Raw genomic sequence first — 12,697 nt, 5'->3', positions numbered from 1 at the left:
CCGGCGGTGCTGATGCCCGGCCGCGCATGCCGCACGGCCGGCGGCCGGGATGTGTCCGGTTTGTGTTCCAGGATGTCCTTACTTCCATGCAAGATTTCTCTTCCTTCGGTCTCATTCCCTCCCTTTTTGCGGGCCTGACGGCCGCAGGCTATGTGAAGCCCACCCCCATCCAGGCGGCGGCCCTGCCCGCCGCGCTGGAAGGACGCGACGTGCTGGGTCTGGCCCAGACGGGCACGGGCAAGACGGCGGCCTTCGCGTTGCCCGTGCTGCAGGCGCTGGCCAGCGCGCCGCGCCGCGCCCGGCCCGGCCATCCGCGTGCCCTGGTGGTGCTGCCCACGCGCGAACTGGCCTTGCAGGTCGGCGGCGTGTTCGACCTGCTGGGCATCCAGCTTTCCTTCGCCACGGCCGTGGTTCATGGCGGCGTTTCGCTGAACCCCCAGATCAAGGCGCTGGCCGCCGGCATCGACATCCTGATCGCCACGCCGGGCCGGCTGATCGATCTGATGGACCAGGGCAAGTGCCGGCTGGACGCGGTGGAACTGTTCATCCTGGACGAGGCCGACCGCATGCTGGACATGGGCTTCTTCCCGGCCGTGAAGAAGCTTGTCGCCAAGCTGCCGAAGCAGCGCCAGACGATGTTCTTCTCCGCCACCATGCCTGATCAGGTCTCCAGCCTGGCCGAAGGGCTGCTGCGCGATCATGTGCGGGTGGAGGTGACGCCGCCCGCCACCACCGTGGAACGGATCGACCAGTCCGTCATCCATCTGGAAATGGGGCAGAAGGCGCCGACGCTGGTCAAGCTGCTGTCCGATCCGGCCGTGGAGACGGCCATCATCTTCACCCGCACCAAGCATGGCGCCAACCGACTGGCGGCGCAATTGGCCGGGGCCGGCATCGGGGCCGACGCCTATCACGCCAACAAGTCGCAGAACGCGCGGGAGCGGGCGCTGGACGCCTTCCGCGCCGGCCAGACCAAGGCGCTGGTGGCCACCGATATCGCGGCGCGTGGCATCGATGTGGACCTGATCACCCATGTCTTCAATTTCGACCTGCCGGAAGTGCCCGACGCCTATGTCCACCGTATCGGACGGACGGGGCGTGCGGGACGCGCGGGCACGGCCGTGTCGCTGGTCTGCCCCGCCGACCGGCCGCTGCTGAAGGCGATCGAGAAGGTGACGCGCCAGGCCATTCCGCGCCACGCAATGGCGCCGGAGGCCGCCGCCGTGCTGCCGCAACTGAAGCCCGAGCGGCCGGCCCAGCCGCAGCCGCGCAAGAAGCAGCCCAAGCCGCAGGAGGGGCGCCCGCCCCGGCGTGAAGGCCGCAAGCCCGAGGCAGCCCGGGCCGCCGGGGAGGAGACGGGCCGCCCGGCCGCGCCTGCGCGCGCCGGACAGCCATCCCGTCCGCCCAAGGCCAAGCCGCAACAGGGCCAGCCGTCCCGTCCCCAGGCGAAGCAGGGGGAAGCGGCGGGCCGCCCGTCCCGCCCCGCCGGCCAGCCGCAATCGGGCAAGCGCCCCGGCTCGCAGCCCGGCGGCGCCGGCCCGCAGGGGCAGGACAACCGGCCTTCCCGTTCTGCCAGCGCGCGTCCGGCGAACGCCCGGTCCGCGGCCGGTGGCAAGTCGTCGCCGTCGTCGTCCCCGGATGGCGGTGGCGACTGGACGCCCGACTTCCTGCGCCGTCCCGCCCGCGGGTGACGCGGCCCGGCCGCAAGGCCGGGTTTCAGGCGAACCAGTCCATATCGGCACCGATGGCGCGGCCTTCCATGATGCCGTAGGCCAGGTAATGCGCCATGGGATTGACGCCGGCCGCCGCGACATCGGGGTTCAGTGCCAGGTAGGCTGCGGGATCGAAGAAGGCGGAGCCGCGCCGCCCCTCATGGATGCCCATGACCAGCCAGTGGTTCAGCAGTTGCGCGCTGTCATTGCCGAAGGCAGCCTGCAGGTCGGCATTGCGCCCGGCATAATAGCCGGCATCGAACAGCAGGTTGGGCGCCCTGCCTTCCAGGCGTCCCCAACTGTGCCAGTGGGTGGCGCCGTCGGGAAGGGCACCGGCGGCCACGGCGGCGGCCACGTCGGGATTGGCGGCCAGATACATGGCCTCGTCCACCGGGGCGCCGGCCAATGGCCGGCCGGCCGGGCTGGTGAAGAAGGTGAGGCCGTCCAGAATCAGCACCTCCACCCCTTCCACGCGGTCGGTGCCGTCGGGGCCTGTCACACTGATGGTACCGTCCGCCCCGCGGATGAAGACACCGCCGGTGAACAGGGCCACGTCGATGCCGTCGCCGCCGATCAGCGTGTCATTGCCGGCCCCGCCATAAAGCGTGTCGTTGCCGGCCCCGCCTTCCAGCCTGTTGTCGTGGAAATCACCGTAAAGCCGCTCAGACCGGTCGGTACCGATGACCCAGGGCATCCGGTCGTCCAGATCGACCAGGGCCAGACCCTCCATGGTCTTGACCGTCCAGCCCAGATCCTTCAGCACGGCCAGGTCAAGCCGCCCCAGTTCCCAGCGGTTCTGCTCGTAAAAGCCGAACTGGTACATGATGCCGCGTGTGACGGGCTGGTAGTCGATGGTGCTGTTGCCGTAATGATCGGTGTTGCCGGCCGCCAGCGGCAGGCCGCGCGGCCCCAGCAGCGCCTTCACATTCTCGCCCATGAAATAGGTCACGCCGTCGATGGTTTCCGTCTGGCGCACGAATTCCGTGCGGGCGGCCGGCCAGTAATAGAAGCCGAAAGTGTGCATCAACTCGTGCAGCGCGATCGAGGCGTAGTCATGATGTCCGGCCGGCAGGTCCGGCGTCACGCCATGCTGCGGCGAGGGGTCCAGCCAGACGGGAAACCCGTAATTGCGCATCGTGCCATCGGCACCCAGGAAGATCGTGAAGGCGGCGTCGGCGGCGATCCCGTTGGCATCGATGCCGGTCGCCGCCTCCTGCAGGGTTGCCAGGTTGCCCTGGCCCGTGCCGTCGAAGGTGACGGCGGGATAGGCCGGCAGGATGCCATCGATATGGGGATAGGGATGCTGGGGGTCCGTGGCGGCGCGGATGCGCACCTCCACATCCATGCTGCCGTTCCAGTCGAGATAGCGTGCCAATGTGGCCAGCGCGAATTCCGTGCCCTGCCGGATCAATGGCACGAGATCAGGGATCAGGTTCAAGGGATTGCTGATCGACACCGTGAAAAGATTGGCCATGCACGCCCCATCCCTATGCAACCAACGGTATGTTTCTGACAGGTTTTCTGCTGGCGTACAAATGTCAATCCGCGGCTGCCTTCACGAAACGGGCGGGGCCGGCAGAATCTGGCGCAGGGCCCGTTCCGGCCCCCGGTCATGCGGCATCCATTGCCGCGGATAGCCCAGGGAAACCTCCTCGAACCGCACACCATCGCGCCAATGTGTGCCGGGGACATGCAGATGCCCATGGATACAGGCCAGGGCGCCGAAGCGCAGGTGCCAGTCGGTGGTCGCCACCGTGCCGCACCAGGGGCTGAAGCGCGGGATGCGGCGCAGCGTCACCAGATCGGCGCGCAGCGGGAAATGATTGATCAGCACGGTGGGCATGCCCGGCGGCCGCTCGCGCTCCAGCCGGGCGGCGGCCTGTTCGACCAGATGGGCGCACCAGTCCTGGCGGCTGGCATGCGGCGCGGGCGAGAGGCGCCGTTCGTCCGCGCTGCGCAGCCGATGTTCCCAAGCCCAATCCAGCACCTTTTCCGCCGGCACATGGTCGGGGCGAAAACTGTAATCGTACAGTAGAAACAGTGGCGCCAGCAGCACCGGCCCGCCCGGCCCGGTCCAGACCGGGTAAGGATCATCGGGCGTCAGAACGCCATGCGCGCGGGCCACGTCGCGCATGATGTTGTATTTTTGTTGGCCCTGTAATGGTCCTTCCGGTCCCGGAATGGTCCACAGCTCATGGTTGCCGGGAACCCAGATCAGGCGGGAAAATCGTTTCGATATTGTATCAAAGGCGTGGGCCAGGTCATCGGGCCGTTCGGCGATGTCACCGGCCAGCACCAGCCAGTCGTCGGGGCAGGCGGGCAGCCGGTCCAAGGCCATACGATTGGGGGTGGCAGACAAGTGCAAATCGCTGATCGCCAGCAGCCGCATGTGTGTTTCCAAGTCAAATCAATGTCATTCGGCCCGTCGGGACAACGGGCTCACCGGTCCGGTCCCGCATGGAGAATTGCATCCGGAAATGGTATGGTCGCCGCTTGAAGTCATGAAGCGGGGGTAGGATTTGCGGCTGACGGCGAGCCACTGGCCTGGGATGGCAGTGACGGCCTGCGGGTATCGGCTGCGGGGTCTGATCCTGTTTCTGCTTGCCCTGTTCATGCTGTCCCTGCCGCTGTTCCGGCCGGCAGCGGCGCAGGATAGCACGCAGGATAGCACAAAGCCCGTCCAGCATGCCTATTGGGACGATCTGGCAGAGGTGCTTTTCGAGCGGATCGGCCGCAATAGCGGCCTGCCCAGCGACATCATCACCGCCATCGCCCAGGACCGGGCCGGCTTCATCTGGGTCGGCACGCCGGTCGGCCTGACCCGGTTCGACGGGTACCGGTTCCGGGTCTTTCAACCGGATTCGCGCGACCCCAGCTCCCTGCCCGACGGTTATGTCAACGCGCTGCATGTCGATCGCTGGGGCCGGCTGTGGGTGGGTACCAACAATGGCGGCGTCGCCCGCTTCGTGCCGGAAACGGAAGGATTTGCCCGCTATCCGGCCGGACCGGGCGGCCTGGCCCATCCCACGGCCTACCGGTTCGCGGAGGATGCGCAGGGCGATCTCTGGGTGGCCCTGCGCTCAGGCCTGGCGCGGCTGGACGGGGATACGGGTGCCGCCACCAATTACCGCATGCAGTCCGGCCGCGAGGGCGGGCTGCCCGGCAATGTCGTCCATGACATTCTGTTCGATGCGCGCGGCACGCTGTGGGTGGCAACCGACGGGGGGCTGGTGCTGCGCCCGGCCGGGCAGACCGATTTCGTGCCGGCGCACAGCCAGGTGGCCCTGCCCAGCCTGCCGCCGGAGGCGGCCATCTCCGCGCTGTTCGCGGATCGTCGCGGGCGGGTGTGGATCGGGTCGCGGTCGGGCATCCTGGTCGGGTTCGACCCGCAGACCGGGGTGGCGCGCTCCTTCGACATGGCCCGCGCCGACGGGCGCCTGATGGACCGGCCGCAGATCCGCGCCATCGAGGATGTGGGGGACCAGCAGGGCGGGCGTGACACGCTTTGGGTGGCGACGGACCCCGGCGGGCTGGTCGAACTGGATGTGGAAAGCGGCGCCATGCGCCCCATCCGCCATGATCCGGCCATCCTGGCTTCCATCAGCGGCGATGCCGTCCGCGAGATGATGCGAGACCGGTCGGGGCTGATCTGGGTGGCCACCTGGGGTAGCGGGCTGAACATCCACAACCCGTCCAACAAGGGCGTGCTGTCGATCTTCGCGTCGGCGGCACATCGTGACAGCCCCAGCGAACCGCAGGTCCGCTCGGTCATGGCCGCCCGTGACGGCAAGGTATGGCTGGGGTTCGAAACGCGGGGCATCGATATCATCGACCCGGTGGCCGGCCGGCGCGTCAACCTGATGCCCGGCACACCCGCCGGTGGCGGCCTGCCGCGCGCCAGCGTGCTGGCCATGGTCGAGGATGAGGGCGGGCAGGTCTGGATCGGCACGCAGCTTGGCCTGGCCCGCTATGACCGGCGGACGGGCCGGATCGGGGCCGTGGACCTGCCCGGCGCCCTGGCCGGCCAGCCTATCCATGCCATCCTGGTCCGGCAGCACGAATTGTGGCTGGCCACCGAGGGGCTGGTCCGGTTCAATCCCGCGACGGGGGCCGTCACCCTGTTTCGCCATGATCCCGACGATGCCACCACGCTGGCCGACGACCGCGTGCGGGTGCTGGCCGATGCGCCGGACGGTCGCATCTGGGCGGGCACCCATCGGGGCCTGCACCTGATCGACCCGGAAACAGGCCATATCCGCCGCGTGCAGAACCGCACCTGGGACTGGTCCTCGCTGGCGCATAATTACATCACGGGCCTGGTGCATGACCGGTCGGGAAGGCTGTGGGTGGGTACGCTGGGCGGTGGTGTCAGCGTGCTGGACAGTCTTTTGTCCGATGAGCGCTACCGTTTCATGACCATCGGGCGCCGGCTGGGCCTGCCCGGCGACAGCGTCCAGGCCATGGTGCTGGATGCCGAAGGCAAGGTCTGGATCAATACCGAGGACGGTCTGGCCCGCATCGACCCGGACAGCCGCGCCGTGACGACCATCGGCTGGGACGATGGATTGGGCGTGCGCGGCACCTGGATCGGATCGGCGGCCCGGCTGGCCGGTGGCGAATTGCTGTTCGGGGGGCGGGAGGGGCTGACCGTCGTCAGGCCCACGGCACTGCGCCGCTGGGACTACCAGCCGCCGCTGGTCCTGACGGAGGTGAAGATCGACAACGAGCCGGTGCCGTCCGCGGCGCTGAACCTTCCGCCCACGCCGGCCGGCCCGCTCATGCCCCTGACATCGCCCAAGTTCCGCAATGCCGGCATGGCCGCACCGGGCCTGACCCTGCCACCGGGGACACAGACCCTGACCGTCGCCTTCGCGGCGCTGGATTATGCCGGGCCGGGCAGCCTGCGCTACAGCTATAATCTGGAAGGGTTCGACAAGGGCTGGGTGGAGGTGGATGCGCTGAGCCGCACGGCCACCTATACCAACCTGCCGCCGGGCAGCTATTCCCTGCGTCTGCGGGCCACCAACAAGGAAGGGATCTGGGGCGACGCCACACGGGTCCTGCCCGTCACGGTGCTGCCCGCCTGGTACCAGACCGGCTGGGCCCGGGTGGGGGCCGTGCTGGCGGTGCTGGGCATCCTGGCGCTGGTCGTGCAAGCGCGCACGGCCGCGCTGCGCCGGCAGCGGCGCTGGCTGGAACGGCTGGTGGCGCAGCGCACGCAGGACCTGGTCGACGCCAATGAGGAGCTGGAGCGTCTGGCCAGCTATGACGGGCTGACCGGCCTGCTGAACCGCCGCCGGTTCGAGGAGGCAGCCCGTGCCGAGATCGACCGCGCCCGGCGCTATGACCGGCCGTTCAGCCTGTTGCTGATCGACCTGGACCATTTCAAGCAGGTGAACGACACGCATGGTCACAATGCCGGCGATGCCGCCTTGCGTCAGGCGGCGCAGAAGGTGGTGGGGGCCGTGCGCACCACGGACCTGAGCGCCCGTTATGGCGGGGAGGAACTGGCCGTATTGCTGCCGGAAACCGCGATGGACGAGGCGCAACAGGTGGCCGAGCGCATCCGCCAGGCGATCGGGTCGGCGCCTGTGCGCCACGAGGGGCATATCTTCACGGTGACGGCCAGCATAGGCGGCGCCCAGTATGATGGCATTGACGAGGATCTGGCGCATCTGATCGGCCGGGCCGACGCCGCGCTCTATCGTGCCAAGCAGGGCGGACGCAACCGTGTTGTGCTGGTCCAGCCCAATGGCCGCCCCCCGGCGGCAAGCCGTCCCGTGGTCGCCGGATAGCCGGTCCCATCGGGAGGGCCGACCGGTCAGCCGGTCAGGAAACTCATGATCAGCACATCCTCGATCACCGGCTGACCGATGATATCGTTGGCCAGCGTGCGCACATGCTGCTTCACGGCGACCAGATCGTCCGGTGTTGCGTTGCGTGTCAGGTTTGCATCTTCGGGCAATTGCTCGGTCAGAAGACCGATGATGCGTGGCCGGTAGGCCGTGGCCAGCGCCGATTCCGCCGGCAGTTTGGGAGAGCGCCGGACCACCAGCCGCATGGTCAGGCGGATGAAGCTGTAGCGCTCCCGTCCCGGCAGCATCAGGGGCGGCAATTCGATGAACCGCAGCTTGGGATCGTCGGCACCAGCCCCTTCCGCCAGGGCCGCCACGGGCAGCAGGGCGGTGGCCAGCAGGCTGCCCGCGCCCCGCAGCAGAAGCCGCCTGTCCATCATTGCCTGCCGCATCGCCCCGCCCCCCGGCCATCGAACCGGGAGAGAGTAAACCGTTTCCAACCGGTCCATGGCAAGCGGCCGTCTATATCCATGGGTTCAGGTCCATGCGGACCTTATTCCCCCCAGGTCCATGCGGACCTTATTCCCCAAGGTCCATGCGGACCGGGCATGGCTGGGGCGGCAATTCATGAACTGCGTAGTCCATTAATGGGATTGACCGACAGGTGGACAGGGTGCAGTCTGCAACAAAACTGGACTGTCCAGTATCATAATTTAGAATGGACCCCCCATGAACCGGAAGATCGCCCTGGCCATCGCCGCCCCGTTATTGCTGGCCGGCATCTATGGCGGCTGGCACTGGTGGTCGGTGGCGCGTTTCACGGAAAGCACCGACAATGCCTATGTCGAGGCCGACATCACCATGATCAGCCCGCGGGTGGAGGGGCATGTCGCCGCCGTGGAGGTGGTGGAACACCAGATGGTGGCGGCGGGAGAGGTGCTGGTGCGCCTGGACGATGGCGACCTGGCGGCCAAGGTGGATCAGGCGCGGGCCCGGCAGGCCGCCGCTCAGGCCGCCATCGCCAATATCGATAGCCGGCTGGCGCTGGAGGATGCGCTGATCCGTCAGGCGCAGGCCAATGTCGCCGCCGCCCAGGCCGAGCAGCGCCGCGCCGGGGCCGATGCCCAGCGCTATGCCACCCTGGCCGGCCGGGAATTTGCCAGCCAGCAGAAACTGGCCACGACGCAGGCGGACTCCCAGAAGGCCAGTGCCGCGCTGAGCCGGGCCCAGGCCGCCCTTGTGGCCGAGCGTGACCAGCTTGGCGTCCTGTCGACCGAGCGGACGCAGGCAGAAGCCGCCCTTGCGGAGGCAGCGGCCGCCCTGGCGCTGGCCGAAAGCGATCTGGACAAGACGGTCATCCGCGCGCCCATGGCCGGCGTGATCGGCAGCAACGGCGCCCGTGTCGGGCAGTTCGTGCGGGCCGGCGCCCAGCTCATGGCGCTGGTGCCCGTACAGGACGCCTATGTCCTGGCCAATTTCAAGGAAACCCAGATCGGGCGCCTGCGTGTCGGCCAGCCTGTGGAACTGACCATCGATGCCTATCCGGGCCAGGTGGTGGAAGGGCGGATCGAAAGCCTGTCACCCGCATCGGGCGCGCAATTCAGCCTGCTGCCACCGGAAAACGCCACGGGCAATTTCACCAAGATCGTGCAGCGTGTGCCCGTGCGCATCGCCCTGCCGCATGACGGCCCGCTGGCCGGCCGTCTGCGGCCCGGCCTGTCGGTGGAAGCCCGTGTCGATACCCGGCAGGAGGGACGCGACCTGATCGGCATCGCCCGGTCCGACCGCAGCGACCGTGGCGCCCAACTGGCGGTCCGGCCATGACCGGCCCTGCCGCCCAGGCGGTGCCGGGAATGCTCGCCGATGCGGCGGCGGGAGAGGCCGACGGTGCGGCGCCGCCGTCGCCGCCTCCCCCCATCACGGCGGGCCTGTCGCGGCGCACGCTGGTGGGGTTCGTGGCCATGGTGTTCGGCATGTTCATGGCCATCCTGGACATCCAGATCGTGGCCAGCAGCCTGCGCCAGATTCAGGCCGGCGTCGCGGCCAGCGCCGACGAGATCGTCTGGGTCCAGACATCCTATCTGATCGCCGAAGTGGTGATGATCCCCCTGTCGGGTTATCTGACCCGGCTTTTGTCGACGCGCGTGCTGTTCACGGGGTCGGCCCTGGGCTTCACGCTGATGAGCTTCATGTGCGCACAATCGACGAGCCTGGAGGAACTGGTGCTGTGGCGCACCCTGCAGGGCTTTGTCGGCGGCGGCATGATCCCCACCGTCTTTGCCACCAGTTTCACGGCCTTCCCGCCGGCGCGCCGGGCGCCGGTCACGGTGGTGATCGGCCTGGTGGCCACGCTGGGGCCCACGGTGGGCCCGACGCTGGGCGGCTATCTGACCGAACAATTCTCCTGGCACTGGCTGTTCCTGATCAACCTGGTGCCGGGGCTGCTGGTGGCCAGCATCGTCTGGAAATGCATCGATATCGACAAGCCGAACCCATCGCTTCTGAAAGGCATCGATATTCCGGGCATCGTGCTGATGGCGCTGTTTCTGGGCAGCCTGGATTACGTGATCGAGGAAGGTGCGCGTGAACAATGGTTTCAGGACGAGACCATCCGCAATTTCGCCCTGCTGGCGCTGGTCGCCGGGGCTGCCTTTCTGTGGCGCATGTTCACCTATGCCAAGCCCATCGTGGATTTGCGCACGCTGCGCAACGGCAATTTCGCCATGGGATCGATCTACGGCTTCGTGATCGGCATCGGGCTCTATGGCTCGGTCTATATGCTGCCGCTTTACCTGGGACAGGTGCGGGGGCTGAACGCGCAGCAGATCGGTGCCACCATGGTGATCACGGGCCTGTGCCAGTTCCTTTCGTCCCCCCTGGCGGGCATGCTGTCCAGCCGGATGGATGTGCGCAAGGTGCTGGCCATCGGTTTCGGGCTGCTGGCCATCAGTTTCTACATCTCCGTGCCCGTCACGGCCGACTGGCAGTTCGACCAGTTGCTGGTGCCGCAGATGCTGCGCGGGGCGGGGCTGATGTTCTGCATCATTCCCATCACCTCGCTGGCCATGGGAACATTGCCGCCCGAGCAGGTGCCCAACGCATCGGGCCTGTTCAACCTGATGCGCAATCTGGGTGGCGCCTTCGGGCTGGCCGGCATCAATACGCTGATCACAGAGCGTATGGCCCTGCATGGCCGTGTGCTTTATGACTGGATCGACCCGACGCGGCCCGTCGTTCAGGACTGGATGGCGTCGGTCGGCGATCGCGTGGCAGCGGGAACGGGGGGCGACAGCGCCACCGCGGCCCTGCCCGTGCTGGCCGCCACCATCCAGCAGCAGGCCACGGTGATGACCTTCTCCGACCTGTTCCTGGCCATGGGGGTTTTGTTCACGGCGGGTCTTCTGACCCTGCCCTTCGTCAAGCGGCCCGTCCTGCGCGGCGGCCCCGTGGCGGATGCGCATTGATCGGGAGGGGGACGGGATGCCGGACGGCATGGTGGACAGGACGGATCAGGCAAGGACGGCGGGCATGCCGCGCCGGCGCGGCGCCGGCCGCCCCATGGACCCCGCCAAGCGCGACGCCATCCTGCTGGCGGCGGAGCGCATCTTCGCCGAGGAGGGCTATACCGCCTCCATGGACCGGGTGGCGGAACTGGCGGGCGTGTCGAAACAGACCATCTACAAGCATTTCAGCGCCAAGGACCGGCTGTTCGACGCCATGGTCATCCGCCGGGCCGAACGCATGACCGAGCCGGTGACCATGGCCGATCCGGCGCGGCCCGTGCCCGACGTGCTGACGGCGCTGGGCCACCGTTTCCTGGAACTGATGGCCGACGGGCAATTCCACTGCCTGCTGCGCGTCATCCTGTCGGCGGGGGCGGGCACGGGGCTGGCCGGGCATTTCTACCAGACAGGGCCGCTGGTCTCACTGGAACGGATCGCCGCCTATCTGCGGCGCCAGCATGATGCCGGGCGGCTGGACGTGCCCGACCCGCTGCTGGCCGCCGAACAATTCTATGGCCTGCTCAACGGGCATGTGCAGTTGCGCGGCCTGCTGGGCGTACAGCCGGCCCTGACGGATGATCAGAAGGCCGCGCGCGTGGCCGCGGCCGTGCGGGTGTTCCTGGCGGCCCACACGCCGAGCGCACGGATGTGACCCGGCACGCGAGGGCACGGCCGTAACCTGCGGTCAGGCGCTGCGGCGCAGTCCGGGGCGCTGCGGCGGCTGGATCAGGCCGGAAAGCTGCACGGCCAGTTCCCGTCCCCTGTCGGTCAGGGTGATGATCTTGCGGCGGCGCTCGCGCGGGTCCTCCTCGGCCTGCACAAGGTCGTGGCCGGCCTTGCCGAAGCTGTGCCACTTCGACAGGGCCGCCACATTGCGCGAGGCCGAGGATTGGGCAATGCCCAGGCGTTCGGACAGGTCGCGGATCGACAGCCCCTCATTCTGCGCAATCGTCAGGAACGACAGCGCATACTGGATGGGCAGGTCGGGGTCCAGCGTCCGCAGGGCTTCCAGAACGCGGACCAGCGGGTCCAGCGTTTCAGGATGCCATCCGCTTGTCCCTGGATTGGTAGGCATCGTGGTGACGGCCATCAATGGTAGGTCCCCTGGCCACCGGACGCCAACGGCCCGGCGTATAGATCAGATGGAGACGACCAAGCCAGATCAGGGTTTCGCCATTCTCGCGGCGCATTTCGCAGCCACGCGACCCATCGGCACCCCGGTCGGCCCAGTGCGCCAGTTCAACGAATAATTTGGGACCCCTGCCCAAGGATACAAAGAAGCTCATCACAGCCCTCGATTGTTCGGAAAATCGTTTGTTGGTTGAGGGGGATTTGTCGTGCGCTTGCAAAAAGCCCGGTGCAACGGCGCGTCACGCCGCCGTCGCTGCCGGTGTGGGGGAACAGATTATCCATGGAGATCTCTCCTCTTGGGGTTACGGGGTTGCAGAAAAGGGCTCAAAGGGATTTATCGCCGAAGGGCGGGAAGGTTGCAAGGAACAATCTGTCCCTGTATTCCGTCAGTTCCGATATCGGATGAATTCGGAACGAAAAAGGCCGCCGCCCGTACAGGGACGCGGCCTCCGTGAAATGACGGCCCTCGGCGTCTATCTCCCGCAGGATGGCCGCAGGCAGGTCGGGATAGGGGGCCGGGCGCGGCCCCAGGAAACGGCCCAGACGGGCCAGCAGA

The 12,697-nt window shown here is 67.7% G+C and carries 10 protein-coding genes; 5 read left to right on the top strand and 5 right to left on the bottom strand.

What is annotated here, in order from left to right; genetic code table 11:
- Window positions 1-86: 86 nt before the first annotated feature.
- Window positions 87-1,691 carry a DEAD/DEAH box helicase gene (locus ACM9LZ_RS07210; RefSeq protein WP_416618679.1) on the top strand — a complete coding sequence of 535 codons (1,605 nt, stop codon included), beginning with the start codon at window positions 87-89 and terminating at the stop codon, window positions 1,689-1,691.
- Window positions 1,692-1,716: 25 nt separating this feature from the next.
- Here ACM9LZ_RS07210 and ACM9LZ_RS07205 read toward each other — a convergent pair whose 3' ends face one another.
- Both ACM9LZ_RS07205 and ACM9LZ_RS07200 read right to left on the bottom strand, forming a co-directional pair.
- Window positions 1,717-3,186 (bottom strand): calcium-binding protein, encoded by a 1,470-nt coding sequence (locus ACM9LZ_RS07205; protein WP_416618678.1) that lies wholly within the window; start codon window positions 3,184-3,186, stop codon window positions 1,717-1,719.
- An 81-nt stretch (window positions 3,187-3,267) separates the two neighbouring features.
- Window positions 3,268-4,101, bottom strand: a complete 834-nt coding sequence (locus tag ACM9LZ_RS07200; protein ID WP_416618677.1) for a metallophosphoesterase family protein — start codon at window positions 4,099-4,101, stop codon at window positions 3,268-3,270.
- A 160-nt stretch (window positions 4,102-4,261) separates the two neighbouring features.
- Between ACM9LZ_RS07200 and ACM9LZ_RS07195 the strand changes: the two genes are divergently transcribed.
- Complete coding sequence (locus ACM9LZ_RS07195) at window positions 4,262-7,507, top strand: diguanylate cyclase (protein WP_416618676.1); 3,246 nt, start codon at window positions 4,262-4,264, stop codon at window positions 7,505-7,507.
- Between the two features lie 26 nt (window positions 7,508-7,533).
- Here the strand turns inward: ACM9LZ_RS07195 and ACM9LZ_RS07190 are convergent, their stop codons facing one another.
- Entirely contained in the window at window positions 7,534-7,959 is a 426-nt protein-coding gene (locus ACM9LZ_RS07190) for a hypothetical protein (RefSeq protein ID WP_416618675.1), read from the bottom strand.
- Between the two features lie 277 nt (window positions 7,960-8,236).
- On the opposite strand from ACM9LZ_RS07190, the gene ACM9LZ_RS07185 reads away from it, so the two are divergent.
- Genes ACM9LZ_RS07185 through ACM9LZ_RS07175 form a run of 3 tightly spaced genes read left to right on the top strand, consistent with a single transcriptional unit; the run spans window position 8,237 to window position 11,662 of the window.
- Window positions 8,237-9,331 carry an HlyD family secretion protein gene (locus ACM9LZ_RS07185; protein ID WP_416618674.1) on the top strand — a complete coding sequence of 365 codons (1,095 nt, stop codon included), beginning with the start codon at window positions 8,237-8,239 and terminating at the stop codon, window positions 9,329-9,331.
- A complete protein-coding gene (locus ACM9LZ_RS07180; protein ID WP_416618673.1) occupies window positions 9,328-10,971 on the top strand; it encodes a DHA2 family efflux MFS transporter permease subunit in 1,644 nt (547 codons plus the stop codon). The genes ACM9LZ_RS07185 and ACM9LZ_RS07180 overlap by 4 nt, the downstream gene beginning before the upstream one ends.
- A 16-nt stretch (window positions 10,972-10,987) precedes the next feature.
- A complete protein-coding gene (locus ACM9LZ_RS07175; RefSeq protein ID WP_416618672.1) occupies window positions 10,988-11,662 on the top strand; it encodes a TetR/AcrR family transcriptional regulator in 675 nt (224 codons plus the stop codon).
- 33 nt (window positions 11,663-11,695) lie between these two features.
- Here the strand turns inward: ACM9LZ_RS07175 and ACM9LZ_RS07170 are convergent, their stop codons facing one another.
- Together ACM9LZ_RS07170 and ACM9LZ_RS07165 are read right to left on the bottom strand one after the other, a co-directional pair.
- Window positions 11,696-12,100 carry a MarR family winged helix-turn-helix transcriptional regulator gene (locus tag ACM9LZ_RS07170; RefSeq protein WP_416618671.1) on the bottom strand — a complete coding sequence of 135 codons (405 nt, stop codon included), beginning with the start codon at window positions 12,098-12,100 and terminating at the stop codon, window positions 11,696-11,698.
- 149 nt (window positions 12,101-12,249) lie between these two features.
- A complete protein-coding gene (locus ACM9LZ_RS07165; protein ID WP_416618670.1) occupies window positions 12,250-12,423 on the bottom strand; it encodes a hypothetical protein in 174 nt (57 codons plus the stop codon).
- Between the last annotated feature and the right edge of the window lie 274 nt (window positions 12,424-12,697).

The sequence above is a fragment of the Niveispirillum fermenti genome (assembly GCF_048066175.1).
Lineage (GTDB): Bacteria > Pseudomonadota > Alphaproteobacteria > Azospirillales > Azospirillaceae > Niveispirillum > Niveispirillum fermenti.
Note: the sequence above shows the minus strand (reverse complement) of the source record. Positions and strands in the feature narration are given on the sequence as shown.